21 protein-coding genes and 1 pseudogene are annotated in these 19,412 nt (G+C 65.7%); 9 read left to right on the plus strand and 13 right to left on the minus strand.

Going from position 1 to position 19,412, the window contains the following annotated elements:
• The first annotated feature begins 194 nt into the window (after positions 1-194).
• Both QNJ30_19335 and rocF read left to right on the plus strand, forming a co-directional pair.
• The gene (locus QNJ30_19335; protein MDJ0945627.1) at positions 195-971 is read left to right on the plus strand and encodes an AAC(3) family N-acetyltransferase; all 777 of its coding nucleotides are present in this window, start codon (positions 195-197) and stop codon (positions 969-971) included.
• A 120-nt stretch (positions 972-1,091) separates the two neighbouring features.
• Positions 1,092-2,021, plus strand: a complete 930-nt coding sequence (rocF, locus tag QNJ30_19340; GenBank protein MDJ0945628.1) for an arginase — start codon at positions 1,092-1,094, stop codon at positions 2,019-2,021.
• A gap of 144 nt (positions 2,022-2,165) precedes the next feature.
• On the opposite strand, the pseudogene QNJ30_19345 reads toward rocF, so the two are convergent.
• Both QNJ30_19345 and QNJ30_19350 read right to left on the minus strand, forming a co-directional pair.
• Positions 2,166-2,360, minus strand: a pseudogene (locus QNJ30_19345) (ArdC family protein).
• A gap of 695 nt (positions 2,361-3,055) precedes the next feature.
• Entirely contained in the window at positions 3,056-3,877 is an 822-nt protein-coding gene (locus QNJ30_19350; GenBank protein MDJ0945629.1) for a competence protein CoiA family protein, read from the minus strand.
• A gap of 114 nt (positions 3,878-3,991) precedes the next feature.
• Between QNJ30_19350 and QNJ30_19355 the strand changes: the two genes are divergently transcribed.
• The 4 genes from QNJ30_19355 (at position 3,992) to QNJ30_19370 (ending at position 7,323) form a co-directional block, all read left to right on the plus strand.
• Positions 3,992-4,405, plus strand: coding sequence for a hypothetical protein (locus tag QNJ30_19355; protein ID MDJ0945630.1), 414 nt, complete (start codon positions 3,992-3,994; stop codon positions 4,403-4,405).
• Between the two features lie 644 nt (positions 4,406-5,049).
• Entirely contained in the window at positions 5,050-5,985 is a 936-nt protein-coding gene (locus QNJ30_19360) for a hypothetical protein (GenBank protein MDJ0945631.1), read from the plus strand.
• Between the two features lie 291 nt (positions 5,986-6,276).
• The gene (locus QNJ30_19365) at positions 6,277-6,840 is read left to right on the plus strand and encodes a histidine phosphatase family protein (protein ID MDJ0945632.1); all 564 of its coding nucleotides are present in this window, start codon (positions 6,277-6,279) and stop codon (positions 6,838-6,840) included.
• A gap of 51 nt (positions 6,841-6,891) precedes the next feature.
• Positions 6,892-7,323 (plus strand): GFA family protein, encoded by a 432-nt coding sequence (locus QNJ30_19370; protein ID MDJ0945633.1) that lies wholly within the window; start codon positions 6,892-6,894, stop codon positions 7,321-7,323.
• A 112-nt stretch (positions 7,324-7,435) separates the two neighbouring features.
• On the opposite strand, the gene QNJ30_19375 is transcribed toward QNJ30_19370, so the two are convergent.
• A complete protein-coding gene (locus QNJ30_19375; protein ID MDJ0945634.1) occupies positions 7,436-7,804 on the minus strand; it encodes an HU family DNA-binding protein in 369 nt (122 codons plus the stop codon).
• A 239-nt stretch (positions 7,805-8,043) separates the two neighbouring features.
• Between QNJ30_19375 and QNJ30_19380 the strand changes: the two genes are divergently transcribed.
• Complete coding sequence (locus QNJ30_19380; protein MDJ0945635.1) at positions 8,044-8,865, plus strand: OmpA family protein; 822 nt, start codon at positions 8,044-8,046, stop codon at positions 8,863-8,865.
• A 164-nt stretch (positions 8,866-9,029) separates the two neighbouring features.
• Here the strand turns inward: QNJ30_19380 and QNJ30_19385 are convergent, their stop codons facing one another.
• A complete protein-coding gene (locus QNJ30_19385; GenBank protein ID MDJ0945636.1) occupies positions 9,030-9,545 on the minus strand; it encodes a DUF2867 domain-containing protein in 516 nt (171 codons plus the stop codon).
• Positions 9,546-9,547: 2 nt separating this feature from the next.
• On the minus strand, positions 9,548-10,168 hold the full coding sequence (locus QNJ30_19390; GenBank protein ID MDJ0945637.1) for a glutathione S-transferase family protein: 621 nt from the start codon (positions 10,166-10,168) through the stop codon (positions 9,548-9,550).
• 227 nt (positions 10,169-10,395) lie between these two features.
• On the opposite strand from QNJ30_19390, the gene QNJ30_19395 reads away from it, so the two are divergent.
• On the plus strand, positions 10,396-10,986 hold the full coding sequence (locus QNJ30_19395; protein ID MDJ0945638.1) for a hypothetical protein: 591 nt from the start codon (positions 10,396-10,398) through the stop codon (positions 10,984-10,986).
• Between the two features lie 75 nt (positions 10,987-11,061).
• Here QNJ30_19395 and QNJ30_19400 read toward each other — a convergent pair whose 3' ends face one another.
• The 8 genes from QNJ30_19400 to QNJ30_19435 form a co-directional block, all read right to left on the minus strand.
• The gene (locus tag QNJ30_19400; GenBank protein MDJ0945639.1) at positions 11,062-11,535 is read right to left on the minus strand and encodes a hypothetical protein; all 474 of its coding nucleotides are present in this window, start codon (positions 11,533-11,535) and stop codon (positions 11,062-11,064) included.
• A 74-nt stretch (positions 11,536-11,609) separates the two neighbouring features.
• Positions 11,610-11,846, minus strand: a complete 237-nt coding sequence (locus QNJ30_19405; GenBank protein ID MDJ0945640.1) for a hypothetical protein — start codon at positions 11,844-11,846, stop codon at positions 11,610-11,612.
• 202 nt (positions 11,847-12,048) lie between these two features.
• Complete coding sequence (locus QNJ30_19410; protein MDJ0945641.1) at positions 12,049-12,984, minus strand: peptidoglycan-binding protein; 936 nt, start codon at positions 12,982-12,984, stop codon at positions 12,049-12,051.
• 250 nt (positions 12,985-13,234) lie between these two features.
• Entirely contained in the window at positions 13,235-13,927 is a 693-nt protein-coding gene (locus QNJ30_19415; protein MDJ0945642.1) for an ABC transporter ATP-binding protein, read from the minus strand.
• 3 nt (positions 13,928-13,930) lie between these two features.
• The gene (locus tag QNJ30_19420) at positions 13,931-14,698 is read right to left on the minus strand and encodes an ABC transporter ATP-binding protein (GenBank protein MDJ0945643.1); all 768 of its coding nucleotides are present in this window, start codon (positions 14,696-14,698) and stop codon (positions 13,931-13,933) included.
• The gene (locus QNJ30_19425) at positions 14,691-15,665 is read right to left on the minus strand and encodes a branched-chain amino acid ABC transporter permease (protein ID MDJ0945644.1); all 975 of its coding nucleotides are present in this window, start codon (positions 15,663-15,665) and stop codon (positions 14,691-14,693) included. Before QNJ30_19425 ends, QNJ30_19420 begins: the two co-directional genes overlap by 8 nt.
• A 4-nt stretch (positions 15,666-15,669) precedes the next feature.
• Positions 15,670-16,542, minus strand: a complete 873-nt coding sequence (locus QNJ30_19430) for a branched-chain amino acid ABC transporter permease (protein ID MDJ0945645.1) — start codon at positions 16,540-16,542, stop codon at positions 15,670-15,672.
• Between the two features lie 489 nt (positions 16,543-17,031).
• Positions 17,032-18,225 (minus strand): ABC transporter substrate-binding protein, encoded by a 1,194-nt coding sequence (locus tag QNJ30_19435; GenBank protein MDJ0945646.1) that lies wholly within the window; start codon positions 18,223-18,225, stop codon positions 17,032-17,034.
• A 368-nt stretch (positions 18,226-18,593) separates the two neighbouring features.
• On the opposite strand from QNJ30_19435, the gene QNJ30_19440 reads away from it, so the two are divergent.
• A complete protein-coding gene (locus QNJ30_19440) occupies positions 18,594-19,412 on the plus strand; it encodes an SDR family oxidoreductase (protein ID MDJ0945647.1) in 819 nt (272 codons plus the stop codon).

Below are 19,412 nucleotides of genomic sequence, written 5' to 3' on the forward strand. Positions count from 1 at the left end.
CTAAGAGCACACGGGAACGCCGCGTCCGCGGGCGGGCGCAAGGCCGGAGCTCGCCGGCCGGGAGAGATCCACCACAGATCAGTCTTGCGTGTTCAGGTCGGCAACGAGATGGTCGATGTAGCGGCGCGGCTTCGGGGCCTCGAAGGCGCGTCGCCCGTTTTGGCGGATCATCCAACTCACCTTGGTAAGCGCCGATGCCTTTGCCCAACACCCAAGACTCCCTGCGCCGCGAGCTGTCCGACCTGGGACTCGAACCCGGAACGATCGTGATGGTGCATTCCTCCCTGGGCCGGGTGGGCTGGACGGTCGGCGGTCCCGTCACGGTGATACGGGCCCTCCTGGAGGTGATCGGCAAAGAGGGAACCCTGGTCATGCCGGCCGAGTCGCCCCAGGTTTCCGATCCGAGCACCTGGAGCGACGACAGGGTGAAGCCCGAGTGGCATGACGTCATCCGGGCGCATCTGCCGGTCTTCGACCCGCTGACCACGCCGACGACCATGGGCGCGATCCCGGAGGCCTTCAGGACCTTTCCCGGGACCCTGCGCAGCCGGCACCCGATGGTGTCGGTCTGCGCCAGGGGCCGGCACGCGAAGGAGATCACCAGGGATCACGCGCTGGCGTTCTGCGAGGGCGAGGGCACACCCTTCGAGAAGCTCTACCGTCTCGACGCCCGTACCCTGCTGCTGGGTGTCGGCTTCGACCGCTGCACCTCGCTGCACTATGCCGAATCCTTGGTGCCCAAGCGGCGGACGACGATCAGCCGCTTCCCGATCCTGCGCGACGGCCTGCGGACCTGGGTGGAGATGCCCGACATGGCGACCGACAACGGCGTTCACTTCCCGATCGTCGGCGCTCGCTTCTGCGAGACCGGATCGCTTCGCCGCGGTCGCATAGGAAACGCCGACGCCCTGCTCTTCTCGACGCGCGCGCTGGTGGATTTCGCGGAAGAATACTTCGCCCGCGTCCTGTGACGCGGCGCGTGCCGCCGGGCGCGGTTGCAATTCCTGGCGTTTGGACCACTCTGTGACCCCAGGATTGCGTGGGCGGGATTGCGTGAGCGAGGGCAGGTAGGCATGAACGAGGACACGAGAATGGGTCCGACGATCGCCCTGATCGGGGCGCCGACCGACATCGGCGCGGGGCACCGGGGCGGGTCCATGGGCCCGGAAGCCCTGCGCGTCGCCGGGCTCGGCCGCGCCCTGCAGACCCTCGGCTACGAGGTGGTCGATCGGGGCAACCTCGCCGGGCCGCCGAACCCGGATGCCGCGCCGGTCGCGGGCTACCGGCACCTGGCGGAGGTGACCGCGTGGTGCGAAAAGGTCCGCGACGCCCTCTCCGCGGCCCTCGACGAAGGCCTGTTTCCCGTGCTGCTGGGCGGGGACCACTGCCTCGCGATCGGGTCCATCGCCGCGATCGCCGGGCACTGCGCCGCGCGGGAGACGCCGCTCTCGGTCCTTTGGCTGGACGCCCACGCCGACTTCAACACGCCGCAGACCTCGCCCTCGGGCAACATCCACGGCATGCCGGTCGCCGTCGTCGCGGGCCAGGGGCCGGAGTCCCTGACCGCCCTGGGCCAGGCGACGCCCATGCTCGATCCGGCGCGGATCTTCCAGCTCGGCATCCGCTCCGTCGACCACGTCGAGAAGCAAATGGTCGTGGAGAGCGGCCTGGAGGTCCACGACATGCGGCGCATCGACGAGAACGGCATGCGCAAGACCATGGACCGGGTCCTTGAGCGCATCGCCGCCATCGGCGGCCACCTGCACGTCAGCTTCGACGTCGACTTCCTGGACCCCGCGATCGCGCCCGGCGTCGGCACCACGGTGCCGGGCGGGCCGACCTACCGCGAGGCCCAGCTCTGCATGGAGATGATCTACGACTCCGGCCTGATGCGCTCCCTGGACATCATGGAGCTGAACCCGGCCTACGACCATCAGAACCGGACCGCGGCCCTGGTGGTGGAGCTGGTCGAGAGCCTCTTCGGCGAGCAGATCCTCAGCCGCCACCATTCGACGCTTTGAGCCCCCGGCCGCTGCGCGGCGTCGTGAACTGCTACTGCAGCTGACCTGCTCCCCTTCAGTCCCTCACCAACAATGAGAGTCCTTGGCCTAATATCGCTTCCGCTGACGCGATGGTAGCGGCGTTCGGCGGAGCTGGTCGGGATTGCGCTCGTCTTTGGGCACGAAGTTGTCCGCATAGAACACCGTCGTTCCGCGCTCGCCCCTGAGCACCGGGCCGCCGAGCTGCGCTGCCTGCTTGTAGGAAAGCCACGCCTGCGAGGGGAACCCGTGCTCGAAGACCGCGCCCCAGAGCACCAGGACGTTGATGCCCGAATAGCTGTGTCCCGTGGCCCCGTTCCGGTGCCGCGCCGCGGTGGACCTAAACCGGAAAGCCGCCGCCCCGGACGGGGCGGCGTCCTTGTGTGTGCGCCAGAGCGGGCGGGCCCCGGCCCGGCCGCGTCGAGCGTTACCTGGATGGGCGGAGACAAACCGGCGGACGCCCGGGCACCGCACTTGCCGGCGACGGGCTTGAACAAGACCGGCCCCGGCTTAGCGCGTTCCGGTGGGCGGTGGAAATAGCTCCGGGAGCTAGGCTCTTGGGCCAGGCTCCGAACAGCCCAGGAGCCTGGCGAGTAGCGCGGTGCCCGGCTGCCAGGCCGGGCAGGCGCCCGAACACAGCGTATTAGCGTTAGGTAAACGAACAGACTTGGGGCTGAAGCGCGGCGCCTTGGTCTTACCCGATGGGCTCGGCTATCTCCTCCTGTGTGAGGCGGGACATTCACCTTCTGAATGCTGTGTCCCTGCGCTCCGCTTTCAGGTCCTCGTCGGTGCGGGAGGTTGTGCACCGAATACCGGAGTCAGTCGGACTTGGCCCTGCTCACGGCCTCGACCTTGAACTCTCTCGAATGGTTTCTTCTTGTCATCACACCTTACCGCTCCGGCCATTGTCGACCTCTTGTCAGATGTCCGTGATAGCAGGGTAAGACCCTATTCGTAGCTGCGAGGGGCTTTTGGCTTTCCAAGACCTATCGTGCCAAGCCTTCATGCTGCTACAGCTACGAATCCGGCTCGTCCTCGGTCACAAAGTGGGCGACACGTCCCGCCGGTATTCGGTATCGATCCGTCTGCCACGCCTTGCGCTGCCTGATTTTGATCTTGACTTGATCGACGGAGTACGGACCCCACAAGGTCAATTCCTTCCACCGCTTGGAGATGCGGGAATAGCCGCCCGCCGACATTTCCTCTCCGTCCGAACTGTACCAGTCTGAGTGATCGACCCAAATCTGATGATCGTCGAAATGGCCGCGCCATAGAACCTTTTGCGTGGGGTTATAGAACCACAGTCGTCCGAAGTGGAAGGCGTGCGCCCATCGCTCGAATGGCCGGGCCGAATACCTTTCAATGAAAAGACCGCCGCTGCCCTTTCCTGTTTCGGCTTGCACCATGGCCTTCGGCGACAGGAACGGAATCCATGCTTGAGCGATACCCTCACGTGCATAAGAGAATGCGCGTTTTTCGATTACCTCTGGCTGAATGCTGGTGTGCTGCAGCTCAATTGCCGCCTGCTGACCCATTGGCGACCACACCAATACATCGGCGCGCCGATCGTTCGGCAGCGATGGAACTAGGAACTCGACTTCCGCCCGCAAGCCTCGCGATACGAAGGAGTCCCGGAACAGCTTTTTCGATTCCAGGTGTGCCAGTGTCTCGCCTTTCGCCCACGTGCAATCCGTTGGCGGCTTGTGAGCGAAGTGAGCAATCTTGATCCGACCGCGCTTCAGGATCACAGGCCCCTTACACTCGGGGCACAGGTACTCCAAGCCGCGCTCAGCAATGTCAGCTTCAACGCGATCACCCTTGAGCGCAGCCACGAGCATTGGATAGCATTCCTAGTGTTTGAGCGACATTCTACCGGACGGCACTGTCGATCCGGCTTATACTATAGAGCGCGACTCGGCTGAATATTTCCACCAAATTCAAGGAGACCGAGAGTGGCACAGCGATCCAGGACGGTTCAGCGCGAAATCTACGCGACAGACGGTTTTGAATACAGCCCCGAGTACTTGGAACACTTCTCTTGGCATCAGCCGGAGATGGGACACCAATTCGTAGGTAAGACTCTGGGAAAAGCAAAAGAATGGGAAGCTCTTGGATTCTTCTCCTGGCTATATGAACATTTCCCAAGAATTTGTTTAGCAGAACGACCGGGCGGTCAGATATCACCGCACTTTCCAGGCAATATGCCCGGAAGCAAACTCTTGCAGCACTTGAGAGAGATCAATGTTCCGGAGAGTGAAGCAATCAGACATCTCCAGGTATTGGAGGCTCACGGTATTCTCTGGATGATAAACAAGGGCGATGAAATCTTGTATCTGGAGCTTTGTCCGCCGCCGAAGGGAATGTAGTTCGGCCGGTCTGGTCGAGCGTCAAAGATAGGGACACAGATGAAGAGTGAGCCACTCTTCCGATTCGACCTGACAGGGCTTATCCAGCGAGCGTGGCGCGAGTTCGCCCGACGTACTGATGGCGTGAGCGTGACGCTCAGCTTGCCTTTTTTGTCATTCACGGCGACTCCGCCAGATATAGAGTGCCGGGTTGCGCGCGAAGTCGTAATCCGCCTATCGGATCGCCGTATGCTCAGCGCTAAGGAATGCTGCGATACGTGCATTGATCAGGCGTTGGAGTCGCTCCAGTCCATCCGGTCAGTGCTGGTGGACAAACAGGTTGAGCTTGCGCACCTGACCGGTGGACCGCTCTATCTACTCTTGGATGCCATGCTGGAGGGCGTGCGGCAATTCCTCACATTCGAGCAACGGCTATCGTCCCAAGACCACGATTGGGGTTACGGCGGCCATCGGAATTTTCACCGTCCGCACGATCAGCGGTAAGCGTACTTCGCAGCCTTGGAGGCGCTGCGCGGACACCTGAGCCGTTGCCTCGGTCAGGTTGCCGTGATCGCGGATATTGAGCTACCCAGCGGCAGAATGATAACGACCTATCGGGATACGTGGCCGCTGGAGGTGTACACAGAGCTGCAAACGGAGCTGCCATGAACCGTGTAGAGGATTTCCTGGTAAACAGATTTCCGAACAACACCAAGTTGACCGACTGCCTGATTGACCTTCATCGTCGGTATGCGGCTTGGGGTTTGAAGGATACGAAGTTCGATCAGGATTTCACCGATGGCACGGATGATCACTTCTACGCCTATCTCTGGGAGATGCTACTTGCCAGTCACCTCAAGAAGATTCGCCTGGATATAAGCTCCGCCGACAAAGGACCGGACTTCAGAATAGGCCGCTCGGACCAAACGATCTGGGTCGAGGCAATCTGTCCTTCCCCCTCCGGCCTGCCGGACGAGTGGCTGCGCGAATCCCGACCGGGCGAAGTCCGCGTTTGGAGCCTACCCCACGAGGAAATGGTTCTCCGATGGACAGCGGCATTGAAGGAGAAGAAGGAGAAGCTGACCGGAAGGCTGGAGCGTGTCCGCGCTACCGGTGAGGAGCTTGTGAGGCCGGGCTATGCGGCCAAGGACATTGTCGGGCGGGGCGATCCTTATGTCATAGCCGTTAGCTCATGTCGCCTAGGGCGCGATGAGATGGACTGCCACGTCGGCATATCTCAACTGCCATTCGCGGTGGAGGCGGTGTTTCCCGTGGGGCCGATTGAAGTGGTGATCAACCGTGAAACGATGGAAACGGTTGATACCCGTCATGGACACCGGATGTTCATCCGCAAGCCGAGCGGTGCCGAAGTGCCAACGGACAGTTTTTTGAATCCAGACTACGCGGGAGTGAGCGCCGTTTTTGGAAGTCCGGCAGGCTTGAACGCCGCGTGCGGTGCTGATACGCCCATTGTAGTGGTCCACAACCCGCTCGCCACAAACCGACTCCCTATCGGTATCCTCGGTGCGGACCAAGAATATTTCGCAGAGGACAAGGGTGACCACTACGAGCTACGAGAAATCAATGAAGTAGTAGCGTAGGGCGCACTGCCACTTAGTAGGACACTGTGGGTGCTGGATAGTGGCTGAAGCCCGCAGAATCGTTGGATTCTAGGCGTTTCAGACCCCGGGTTCTCCTTCCCAGGAGACGTGCGGGTTCAGGAGTTCATTCATACCCGCGACCAGCGCCTTGACATCGTCGGGGACGCCCTCTTTGCATTCCACCAGCTTGAATAGGCAGGAACGACGACTGGCTGACACGTCAACCAAACATGCCGTGCCACTTCGCCCCGCCGCGCGCCGCGCGCCCGCGGGCATGAGCTCCCGGCCGCCGTGACCGGGCGCAGGCTGCATCGGGTCCGACACGGGCCGGTCGTCGTCGACCCGGAGCGCGACTCGCGCGACTGGGTGCTCGCCGCCGAAGCCGCGCCGCTGATCCTCGCCCTGTCGGACGGCCTGTCCGGCCGCGGCCTGCGGCGGGTCCTCGCCAGCCCGCAAGGCAAGGCGGTGGCGACGGCGCGCATCCTGGCCGAGGCCCTGGCCCTGCCCGTTGAGGTCCGCGACGGCCTGGAAGAGCATCACCGGCTCAAGGCGCAGCAGGGCGCGTCGGAGGCCGCCTTCCGCGCCGACATGGCGCGGCTCTTCGCCCGCCCGGAGGAGGTCGTCTTCGGGTCGAAGAGCGCGGCCGCCGCCCTCGCCAGGTTCCGCGGCGCCTTGTCCGGGATCATGGCCGAGTCCGACGCCGACGAGTTGGTCGTCTCCCACGGGACGGTGATCAGCCTGCTCGCCGCCGCAGGCGGCAACGGCAGGGCGGAAGACATCTGGGCCTCCTTGCGCCTGCCGGATCACCTGGTCCTCGCCTGGCCGAGCCTCGCCCTCGAAAGTCGTCGGTCCTGAAGCCCGGCGTGCCGCCTGGCGCCGACTTTCCCGCTTGGCTATCCTCGGGCAATGGAAGATTCGCAAGACCGGCATCGCGGCGGCTGCCTCTGCGGCGCCGTGCGCTACGAGGTGCGCGGGCCGCTGCGCGGCGTCGTGAACTGCTACTGCAGCCTGTGCCAGAAGCTGCACGGCGGCGTCGGCCCGCACAGCAAGGCCGACAAGGCGGCCATCACCCTCCTCGAGCGCCGCGGGCTCAAGTGGTACGCCAGCTCCGAGCGGGCGCGCCGCGGCTTCTGCGGCGAGTGCGGCACCAGCCTGTTCTGGGAGCCGGTCGACCAGCCCGGCACCGGGATCCTGGCCGGCTCGCTCGATCAGCCGAGTGGCCTCGCGACCATCGGCCACATCTTCGTCGCCGAGAAGGCCGACTTCGTCGAGATCGCCGGCGCAGCGCCGCGCTTCGAAGGCTCCTCCCACGGCGCCCTCGAGGGCGATGCGTTGTAAGGCCCGGCCCGTTCGAAGCCCGGACCGCCGGCAAGGAAAAACCCCGGCCGAAGCCGGGGCTTTTTTGATCGCGGGCCGTCGCCGGCCCGTCGGGTCTGGCGGCCGAGGCGCCCTACTTCATCTTGTAGCGGAAGTATTTCGCGGCCTCGTCCTTGAGCGCCTTGCCGGCGGTGAAGCGCGGCTGCAGGGTCGCCGGCTTGGCCTTGAAGGTGGTCGGCTCGCCGGTGAAGGGGTTGGTGCCCTTGCGCGACTTAGTGGCGGCCTTGTAGCGCATCTTCAGGCGGCCGAGGTGGCCCAGCGGCACGCTGCCCGGCGTCCGCTTCTTGGTGTCCTTGAGCGCGAGGTCGGTGACGACCGGCCAGAGCGCGTTGAGCATCCTGTTGGCGTCCCGGCGGCTGAACTCGCAGCCCCACTCCTCGCCGAGCTCGGCGGTCAGGGCCGCGGAGTAGGCGTCGGCAAGCTGGGTCTTGGTAACAGTCATGGCTTTTCCTTCGTGTTTGCCCAGGAGGTCTTCGGACTCGCACCGGCGGTCGCCGGCCTTGTCTGACCCGTTTCCTTACGCAGTCTGTGGTAAACAAAAGGTAAAGCGATTGCTTGGCCTGCCGCGCGGTGCGGCCGCGAAGCGACACCCGATCCCCATCCCGACGCCCTGTAGACTCCAAGGCGCGTTCTCTGCGAAGCTTCCGGGTATTCACGTTTCCCACTTGGGGGGATGGAAACATGCGACAGACCATTGCAATCGCAACCGCCGGCCTTGCCGTGCTCGCCTTGGCGGCCTGCGGAACCGTCGTCGATCAGTTCGACGACAAGTATCAGCGCGCACAGGAGGCCGAGGTGCAGGGCGCCGACTTCGACCGCAAGCTCTACGAGGGCTACCTGGAGGCTGCAGGGCGCGAGCGCGCAGAGTTCGATTGGCCGGCATCGCGCCGCTTCGCCATCAAGGCGTTGGAGGCGGCGGACGGCCAGCGCGTCGCGCCGGATCTGCTGCGCGACCACAGCCTGCCGTCCGAGTCCGAGGCCGAGCTGTCCAAGGCGCGCAAGCAGTTGGTCACGGCGCTTTACGGCGGCGCGGCCGGCCTGAACGCCGAGCAGGCGGCGCGGGCCCAGGTCGCCTTCGACTGCTGGATCCAGGAAGCCGCGGAAGACCATCAGGCGGAGGACATCGCCGCCTGCCGCGACAACTTCTACGCCAGCATGGAGGCCCTGCAGAGGCCGCCCTACCTGGTCTACTTCCCCTTGGGCAGCGCGAACGTCGACGACGACGGCAAGATTCTGGTCAAGAAGGCGGCGGCCGCGGTCAAGACCGGCTTCACCAGCAAGATCACGGTCGTCGGCCACGCCGACCAGGTCGGCCCTTCAGAGGTCAACATGACCCTGTCCCAGAAGCGGGCCGACGAGGTCAAGCGGCTGCTGGAGATGTCCGGCGTGCCGGCCGACAAGATCGAGGCCATCGGCCGCGGCGACACCGCGCCGGAGGTCACGGCCGCCGCCGGCACCCCGGAGGCGGGCAACCGCCGCGCCGAGATCAAGTTCGCGCCCTAGATCGAAACCGGCCGAGCCGGCGAGGCTGACACCGGCCTCGCCCTCGGCCGAAAGGGCGCGAGCCCTGGATCGAGATCGCTCCGGATCTAACCGATCCGAGGGGTGAAGTTCGGCTTGTGCCGGCGGGCCTCAGGATGCGCCGTTCCGACTGCCGAAGCCACACCCTAAGCGGCCAAGTCCCGCGCCAGGGCGGCCAGGCGCGCGGTCACGATCCGCACATGGAAGGGCAGGATCAGGCGCAGGTAGGCGCGGCCCAGGCGGTTGTGGGGGTGGACCCAGGTGGCGAGGGAGATCCGGCGGCCGGCCGCGCCGTCCCGGCGCACCGCGATCTTGAAGTCCAGGTGGCGGTCGTCCTCGCCGAGGATGATCTCGTCCTCGGCCAGGCTGCGCACCCGGAAGAAGTTGATCACCTCGCCGACCGCGACCGCGGGCCGGATGCTCCTGTCCTTCGGCAGGGCCAGGGTCGTCTTCAGGCCGAAGGGGATCACCGCGAGATCGCGCAGCGCCAGCAGCGCGTTGATCCAGGCCGGCAAGCCGAGGAAGATCCGCTGGGCGATCTCCGCGACCGGCACCCCGGCGCGGCCGATCTCGACGCTGTAGCAATCGAGAAAGTCCCCCGGCGCGCAGAAGGCGTGGAGCCCGCTCTCGGCGGCCAGGGCGCTGCGGGTCACCGCGCCCACCGCTAGGCCCCTTCCGCCCGCAGGGCCGCCTGCACCGTCTCGCGCCCGCGCATCCTCTCGCGGTGCGCCGCGACCTTGGGAAAGCGCCCCGGGTCGACCCCGTCCGCCTCCATCCACTGGGCGAAGGTGAAGAGGTAGGGATCGGCGATCGAGTAGGCCTCCCCCATCACGAAGGGCCCGGCGAAGGCCTCCGCCTCCAGGTAGGCCCAGCAGGCGCCGACCGACTCCGGCACCTTGCGCCGCATGGCGGCGATGGCCTCGGGCGCGTCGGCCCAGCGGTGGCCGCGCATGCGGTGGGCGTGGGCGACGTGCAGGGTCGCGCAGAGATAGCAGTTGACCGCCTGGAGCCGGGCGAAGGCGAAGGCATCGTCCAGCGGCGCCAGCCCCGCCTCGGGATAGGACTGGGCGACGAAGGCCAGCATGGCCGGCGATTCGGTCAGGATACCCCGCGCCGTCACCAGGGCCGGCACCCGCCCCTTGGGGTTGACCGCCAGGAAGGCCGCGCTGCGCTGCTCGCCCTTCTCGAAGTCGACGCGGTGCAGCCGGTAGTCCGCCCCGGCGTCCTCCAGCGCGATGTGGGTCGCGAGCGCGCAGCTGTCCGGCGCAAAGTAGAGCTCCAGCATGCGACGATCCCTTCCCGGCAAAGCGTCAAGGGATCAAGAGCTACCGCCCCAACGAACCGATGGCAACAGGGCGCCCGGCCCCGCTCCCCGCCGTCTGGCCCCGTGAGGGAATCCCCAGGGCTTCGTCGCTTCTTCACATAAGCGGAGATCGTCGCGGGCAAGCGGGCCCGGGCGGCCGCGACGGCCGGGGCGACTCTGCCGGCCGGCAAGGGGGAAAGGATCGAGCCATGGACGCGCAAACGCTGGTGGACGCCGCGCGTTGCGGACACTTCGTCGGTTTGGCCTTGGGCCTGGGATTGGGTCTCTACGCCGACACCCGGTTTCTGGGCGGCCTGTCCCGTCCGATCGCCGCGGACTATCTCCTGTCCCTGCGGCGGATCCACGGCTACGTCGCTGCGGCGCTGGCGCTCCTCTGGGCCAGCGGGCTCTTTCTCCTGCACGCCCGCACCGGGCTGGACCTGGCCGCCTTCACGCCGAAGCTCTTGACCAAGCTCGCCGTGGTCACCCTGCTGACTGTCAACGCCGTGCTGATCGAATCCGTGGCGCTGCCGCTGCTCGCGCGCAGCATCGGCCGGCACTTCGGCGAGCTGCCGACGGGCTGGCGGCTGCGGCTGTCCCTGGTCGGTGCCCTGTCGGGCGCCTGCTGGCTCAGCGCGCTCGGGCTCGGCGTCTTCGCGGCCTTCAAGACCATGACGCCCGAGACCCTCGCCCTGACGATCGGCGGCATCTACGCCTCGGCGCTGGCCGGCGCGGTGACGCTCGCCGTCCTGGTCCCGTTGTGGCGCCCCACGCGACGCTACCTGACCTCCTTCGACTGACAAAGCCTGGAGTGTGGCAGCTCACACGGACCTGCCAGACAGCCTAGGAACCGGTTGAAGCTCAGTTCGTTCATTTCATGGCGGCGCCAGACGAGCTTCGCCCTCCCAAAGATCTATGGCCAGCTTCAAGAGGGTCGGTTCTGCCAAGAAAATCCCTTCCGGCTGGATGAGCCGAGTGGTCACCGTGAACTTGTAGAGACTCCCGGCCGCCAAGGAGAACGTCAGCTCGAACGGCCGAACCTGCTCGACGATCTCCCCGTCCGCCATCCCCCACGTCCGTACCTCCAGATCCGCGCTGTGCTTTCCTGGGCGCAGGAGTACGGTGTCGGCATTCGAGGGAATGCGCCTCCCGTCGATCGCGAGCGGCTTGCTGTCGCTCAGCGCTATGGAGATCGCGGAAATCTCGCTGCTGGGCCGTTCCCCTCCCTCGTACAGCCTGACGACGACGGGACCATCCGTATCTTCACCCGTCACACGCGCCGGCCCGCAGCCCGCGAGAAAGCCAAGGACTGCGGTCCACGCAAGAGCACAAGCCATCTGCCTCCACATATCTTGGCTCCGAAGTCCGCCAAGGGGAAATCCGGGGCAGGATACATGTTTCCGCTTGCTGACGCGGTCCTATCTCAAAATCCCCTCGGACATGCCAACAGGAGCGCCGGTCCCGATAGACTTGCGACCCAGGCGGTTGTGAAATGGAAGTGCTGTCCCCCGAATTCGAATTCGAACTCCAGAACCTCCATCTCCGGCCGGAAGTACTCGCGCGTGACCTCCAGCTTTCTCTGGTAGGCGGCCTCGTCGGCAACGGGTCTCTTGGAATAGCGCTCGGCGATCCGATCCCAGAACCGGCTCGGCTGCTGCATCGTCATCTCCACTGGCTTGACCGGAATGTGGCGCAAACCCGCGGGGGCCCGCACCGGAGAAAAGGCTTGTCTGTTTCGACCATTGATTGGAGTCGCCGGGGCAAAGGCCGAGAGTTTTTCGCGACGGCAGACTGACGGTCAAGAGGCTGTTCCGAGAACAGTCGGTTTGTCTCCTGGCGCCACCGCACCCCGACCGTGATCCTTAATCAATACCGTCGTATCGAGATAAACCATAAGTATCGGGGCCATATGTCGGATCTTGTCGAACTTTGCTCGATAGATCTTGCATTATGTCATCATCTACTTCATCACCGCTAATGATCGATTGGGCAACTTGGTCAGCGACCTGATACACTTCCAATTGGCTCTTTGGACGGCCGGCTCGCTTACGCCAAAACAACGCTTCAGCAATAAACGCTACCACTTCGTCAAATAACCCACTTATGACTTTCGGTCCTTGTATGTCATTGACCGCGTGAGTCGCCTCATGAATGATCGCTGAACGGTCATTCATTGAAAGCGTCATTGGTCGAGAGAAAATAAAGATATTGGCTGGTGACGAGTAGGCTGCAAAAGACTTGTATCCATAGTTAATATCAACGCCAATCTGATTGTTGAATATTGCGCTAGCGACTTTATCATAATGGCGGCCAAGGATAGTTATTTTCTCCTTCCGGTCTGTACTTAATTGATGCCAGCTCAAAGTGAAATTAATTGTACGTAAAGGATTGGATGTTCCCAAGGTCTCAAGAACGACTTGCTGCGAATTCATGACCTCGTCGGTGTGCGAACCAGGAGAACCTGGAGGGAGATTCGGGAGTGGGCTGAATTTTATCCCTCTACTCCAGAGCAGATCATCCAACTTAGACAGTGTCTGTTGCCCAACGTCGCCATCCTTTGATGCCAACTTCTGATCATACTGGAATTTCCACACTATCTTCTTTGTCTCTGATCCATAGATCCCATCCGGTGTATGGTACTTTTTCGTTGAGATTGGCAATTTGTAACCCAGATCAATTAGCGCTTTCTGCACTAAACGAACTGCATGATTGGCCTCCCCCCGTCGCATCGGGGGAGAATTGGAACGGGCTAGGACCAATCTGCCGTTAGATTTGAAGTGGCCTGATTTAAAGCTCATCGCCCGCCTCCCCTTGTCACCCTTTTGACCTTGATCAGGTCAGATTTATGGCGAGAGAACCCAAACTGGTATCGGGTTGAAGGCGCTATGGATACCCAGGCGAGAAAATCGTTGACATTCTCATCGCTGTATATCCACCAATTACAGTATCACAGTAGTGGAAGAAGGAAACCGATATCGAAGCTCTAGGGGTTGCAGTTCTGTTTCCTGACCAGCTCAGTGGATAGAAGACCTCCCTTCTGCCCCCCCTTTAAATCCCCAACCAGGCCTTCTGCACCTCCGTGTCCGCCACCAGCGCCGCGCTCGGGCCCTGCCACTGGACCCGGCCCTTGCCGAGGACGTAGGCGGTATCCGCCAGCGCGGTCGCGAAGTGGAAGCTCTGCTCGACCAGGAGGATGGTCAGGCCTTCGTCCTTGACCGCCTGCAGGTGCCGCTGCACCTCGCGCACGATGACCGGGGCCAGACCCTCGGTCGGCTCGTCCAGGATCAGCAGCTCCGGGTTCAGCAGCAGGGCCCGGGCGATGGCCAGCATCTGCTGCTCGCCGCCGGAGAGCACCCCGCCGCCCTGGCGCCGCCGCTCGGCGAGGCACGGGAAGAGCCGGTGGATCCGCGCTAGGCTCCAGGGCCCGGGCCGGCGGCCCGCCGCGATGGCCAGGTTCTCCTCCACGCTGAGCGAAGGGAAGATGCCCCGGGTCTCGGGCAGGAAGGAGAGGCCGCGCCGCGCGATCCACTGCGTCCGGCGCCGGGTGATGTCCTCGCCCTCGAAGACCACCCGGCCGCGCCGCGCCGGGGTCAGCCCCATGACCGAGCGCAGGGTCGTGGTCTTGCCCGCCCCGTTGCGCCCGAGCAGGGCGACCACCGCGCCCTTTGGCACCTCCAGTGACACGCCGCGCAGGACGTGGCTCTCGCCGTAGTAGGTGTGGATCTCCTCCAGCGCCAGCAGGGCTCAGTCCTCCGGCCTGCCGAGGTAGGTCCGCTGGACCAGCTCCGAGCCGCGGACCTCCGCCGGCGTGCCCTCGAGCAGGACCTCGCCGTAGTTGAGCACGGTGATCCGCTCGGCGTGGGCGAAGACCACCTCCATCTCGTGCTCGATGATCAGGACGGTGAGGTCGCGCGGCAGGGAATCGATCAGCCGCATCATCATCCCGGTCTCCTCCGGGCTCATCCCCGAGGTCGGCTCGTCGAGCAGCAACACCCGCGGCGCGGCCATCATCGCCAGGCCGACCTCGAGCTGCCGCCGGGCGCCGTAGGAGAGCGCGCGCACCGGCTGGTCGAGCCGGTCCAGCAGGTCGACCGCGGTGGCGACGCGCTCGGCCGCCTCCCGCGCCGCCCGGTCGGCCGCGAGCCGCCGCCAGAAGACGTGGCCCTTGCCGCGCCGCGCCAGGTCGGCGAGCAGCAGGTTGTCGCGCACGGACTCGCTTTCGAAGAGGTTGTTCTTCTGGAAGCTGCGCGACAGGCCGAGCCGGGCGCGCCGGTCCGGCGGCAGGGCGGTGATGTCGCGGCCCTCCAGGATGATCCGCCCGGCCGAGGGCTGAAGCTCCCCGGCCAGCAGGTTGAACAGGGTGGTCTTGCCGGCGCCGTTCGGCCCGATGATCGCGTGGCGCCGCCCGGCCGGGATCTCGAGCGCGACCTCCCGGGTCACCTGCAGGCCGCGGAAGTGCTTGCTCAGCCCCTCGGTGCGCAGCAGCGGCTGTGCCGCGCCGGTCTCAGGCATGGCCGCGCGCCCCCTCCCGCCGCGGCCGCCACCTCTGCCAAAGCTGGGCCGCGGCCCCGACCAGGCCGTTGCGCCCGCTGACCACCACCAGGATCAGGAACAGCCCGAGCCAGAGCCCCCAGTAATCGGTGTAGTTCGACAGCTCGTGGCGCAGCAGGGTCAAGAGGATTGCGCCGACCACCGGCCCGACCAGGGTCGCCAGGCCGCCCAGGATGACCATCACTAGGATCTCGCCCGAGGTCGTCCAGTGCAGCAGCTGCGGGGTGATGAACTGGGTGTGCTGGGCGGCCAGCACCCCGGCCAGCCCGGCGATCGCGCCGGCCAGCGCGAAGGCGCTGGTCTTGTAGGCCCGCACCGGCAGGCCCAGCGCGCGCAGGCGCTGCTCGTTGCTGTGGATCCCGGCGAGCGCCTTGCCGTAGGGAGTCGCCAGGAGCCAGGCCAGCGCGAGGTAGACCAGGACCGCGACCAGGATCGCGGCGACCGCGAAAGTCCGCGGCTCGGCCAGCTCCAGGCCCAGCGCCGAAAGGTCGAGGCGCGGGATCCCGGCCAGGCCGTCGTCGCCGCCCAGGGCCCGGGACTTGAAGACGAACTCGTGGCCCATCTCCCCGAAGGCCAGCGTGATCATGATGAAGAAGATCCCGCGCACCCGGGTCACGATGGCCCCGACCACCAAGGCCAGCACCCCGGTCGCCAGGGGCGCGATCAGTAGCGCCAGGCCGGGCGGCCAGCCCAGGAGGACGGTCAGCGCCGCGAAGCCGTAGGCGCCGAGCCCGAAGAAGGCGGCGTGGCCCAGGGAGACCAGGCCGGTCACCCCGGCCAGCAGGTCCAGGCTCATGGCCAGGACCGCAAAGATCGCGATCTCGGCCAGCAGCTCCAGGCCGAAGTACTCGGCCCGGGCCGCGTACCCAAGCAGGCCGAGGAAGACCAGCCCGGCGACCCCGTCGCGGAAGGTGAGTCCCTTCAGCACGCCGTCACTCCCGCACCGGGAAGAGCCCCTCGGGCTTGACCAGCAGCGCCACGACCAGCAGCAGGTGGATCAGGATCCCGGCGAAGGCCGGGACCAGCACCTGGCCGAAGGTGATGGTGGCGCCGATCAGCAGCGCCCCGACCATGGCGCCCTTGAGGCTGCCAAGCCCGCCGATCACCACCACGATCAGGGCCGGCACCAGGATCGAGACCCCCATCCCGGCCTCGACCGGAAAGGCCGGCAGGGCGATCACCCCGGCCAGGCCGGCCAGGGCGCAGCCGAGCAGGAACACCAGGAAGAAGGTCCGGTCGACGTCGATCCCCAGGCAGCGCGCGGTCTCGGCGTCGTCGACCCCGGCGCGGATCTCGGCGCCCAGGCGGGTGCGCTCCAGCCAGAGGTAGAGCAGGGCGAAGACGCCCAGGCCGACCGCGATGATGAAGATCCGGTAGGCCGGATAGGACTCGCCCAGGATGGTGACCGCCCCCTGGAAGGGCAGGCCCCTGGTCAGGCCGAGCTGGTCCGTCCCCCAGAGGTAGCGCTGGACGTCGATCAGCACGAAGATCAGCCCGAAGGTGACCAGCACCTGGTTCATCGGCCCGGCGAAGCGCAGGCGGTCGATCAGGGTCGCGTAGAGCGCCGCCCCGATCCCGGCGACGATCAGCGGCGCCGCGGCGAAGGCGAACCAGAAGGAGCCGCTCCACAGCGCCAGGGAATAGCCGATCAGCGCGCCCAGGGCGTAGAGCGAGCCGTGCGCCAGGTTGACGAAGTTCATCAATCCGAAGATCACGGTCAGCCCGACCGACAGCAGGAACAGCAGCATCGCCAGCTGCAGGCTGTTCAGCCCCTGCACCAACCAGAACCCGGGATCCGCCAGCATCAGCGGCGCCCCGCAATCCTCTTCCCCCTCGATGGGGCGCGTACGCGCTGTGCTGCGCACGGATCGAGGAGGGGGTGGCGGCCGACAGGCCGCCCGATCGCAATCTTCAAGCGAGATCGCCGAAGAGTACCCCCCACCCTAACCCTCCCCCACAAAGGGGGAGGGAACCTGAGTGCCGATAGCTTCAGCGTGTCCTCCCCTTCACTGTCCTCAACCTTCTCCCGCTGTCATCCCCGGGCTTGACCCGGCGATCCATCGAGCAAGCGGTACCATGGATTGCCGGGTCAAGCCCGGCAATGACAGCGGGGCGTGGTCAATGCAAGGTGCAATGGACCCCATCGACGCCTGCTAGCCGCCGCAGATGTCCGTCGGAGCCATTAGAGTAGAACCACCGCGTCCCGAAAGAAGGAAAACACCCCGAAAAAGCAGCGGGCGCCCGCCGCCCCCGTGTCGGGGTGTGGGCGCCCGCGCCATCTACGCCCGCAAGGGCTACATCGCGCAGCCGTTGACCTCGTCGCGCACGCCCTCGACCTTCTCCAGGACGGTCTGGGTCACCGCGCCGTCCTTGAAGTCGTTGCGGAAGATGTAGATCGACTGCACCACGTTGTTGGTCTTGGGGTCGATCTCCAGCGGCCCGCGCGGGCCGTCGAAACTGACCTTGCGCAGGTTCTCGGCGAGCTTGGCCTTGTCGCCGCCCGAGAGCTTGAGCGCCTCGACGATCAGCCGCGCGGCGTCGTAGCCCTGGACCGCGAACTCCGAGCCGACCTTCTCGTGCTTGGCCTGGTAGGCCTCCTGGAAGCGCTTGTTCTCCGCGGTGTCGATGGTCGGCACGTAGTGCAGCGAGGCTGTGATGCCGTCGGCCGCCTCGCCCTGGACGTGGACGTAGGCCGCCGAGGTCAAAAAGCCGGCGCCGTAGAGCGGGATCTCCTTCTTGAGGCCGAAGGCGTGGTACTGCTTGACGAAGGTGATCGCGGCCCCGCCGGCGAAGAAGGTGTAGATGGCGTCCGGCTCCGCCGCCTTGGCCGCCGAGAGGTAGGGCCCGTAGTCCTTGGTCCCCGAGAGCGGCGGGAAGGCCTCGCCGACCACCTCGCCGCCGGCCGCGGTGAAGGTCGCCTTGAAGGCCTCGATCATCTGGTGCCCGGCCGCGTAGTCCGGCGCCATGGCGTAGACCTTCTTCACCCCCTGGGCCGCCAGCCACGGTCCCATCGGCCGGTTGATCATGCCGTTGGAGAAGGACACCCGGGTGATGTAGGGGCTGCACTTCGGCCCGGTCATGGCGTCGTTGCCGGCGTTGGCGACGACCAGCGGCATCTTGGCGCCGTGGACGAAGTCGCGCAGCCCGCCCAGCACCGCCGAGGAGACGATGCCGGTCAGGACGTCGACCTTGTCCTGCAGGACCATCTTCTTGGCCTTGGCCAGACCCGTGGCCGGCTTGGCCTCGGTGTCGGCCCGCTCGACCGTGATGGTCACGCCCTGGAGCTCGCCGCCGAAGTGCTCGAGCCCCAGGTTGAAGCCGTTCTCGATGTGGCTGCCCAGTCCGGCATAGACGCCGGAGAAGGGCAGCAGCAGGCCGACCTTGACCTCCTCCTCGGCCGCCGCCGGCCCCGGGGCCGCCACCCCGGCCAGCAGGCCGCCCAGAGGCGCACAGAGCGCCAGGACGCCCGCAACGCTACGGATCCTCATCCGCTTTCCTCCCTTTTCCCGAGCCTTCGGCCCGTTGTGATCGCGTTTCTTCCTTGGTTGCGCCGCGCCGGCCCCGCCCCGCGTTCGGGGCAAGGGAACGGGGCCGCCGCGCCAGCCGGACTCTAGCCCAAGCCGGGGTCGGGGAGAAAGGGTCACGCGGCGGCTTGGACGAAGGCCGCGCGACGGCAAGGCGCGGAGGCGGCATTTCCTCGCGTCGAGGGGCCTCGGCGCAGCTTCGTCCCGCGATTGTGCAGTGCAATATTTCTTGCTGCACTGCACAATTTCTGCTAGAATTTCGGTCACTTGGCCGGGTGTCCCGACAGCGTCCTTTGCACGGGACGGCGTTCGGCCAGGCTTGGAGAAAAGCCATGAAAATCAAAGGGAAAACCGCCGTCGTCACCGGGGCGTCGGGCGGTATCGGCTATGCGGTCTGCGAGGAGCTCGCCGGCCGCGGCGCCGGCCACGTGGCGATGGTCGATCTCGACGGCCATGTCGTCGAGGCGGCGGCGCGAATCAACCACGAGGCCGGCCGCGAGGTCGCCAAGGCCTATCAGGGCGATACCCGGGATTCGGACTTCCGCCACGAGGTCTACGACCAGGTCTGCATGGCCCGGGGCGAGGTCAACATCTGCGTGCCCGCGGCCGGGATCGTGCGCGACGCCCTGGCGGTCAAGATCGACAAGGCCAGCGGGCGGGCGCAGGTCTACGACGAGGAGACCTTCCGCCTGGTGACCGAGGTGAACTACATCGCGCCGATCTACTGGGCGATGGAGATGATCGGCCGGGTCGCCGAGAGCCGCTACGCCCGCGGCCTGGGCAAGTGGGGCCCGACGGAGGACATGGAAGGCGCCATCGTCTTCATCGGTTCGGTCGCCTCCCAGGGCAACAAGGGTCAGATCTCCTACGCCTCGGCCAAGGCGGCGCTGGAGGGCGCGGCCTCGACCTTGATGAAGGAGGCCATCTTCCACGGCGTGCGCTGCTCGATCATCCATCCGGGCTTCACCGATACGCCGATCCTGCGGGCCATGGGCAAGGACTACCTGGCCAAGCACGTGCTGCCCGACACCCAGCTGGGCCGCCTGATCAAGCCCGAGGAGATCGCCGACGCGATCTGCTTCATGATCACCAACCAGGCGGTCAGCGGGGAGATCTGGGCCGACGCCGGCTGGCACCCGGCCGCGGCCTGA

Source organism: Kiloniellales bacterium (assembly GCA_030066685.1).
In the GTDB taxonomy this organism is placed as follows: domain Bacteria; phylum Pseudomonadota; class Alphaproteobacteria; order Kiloniellales; family JAKSBE01; genus JAKSBE01.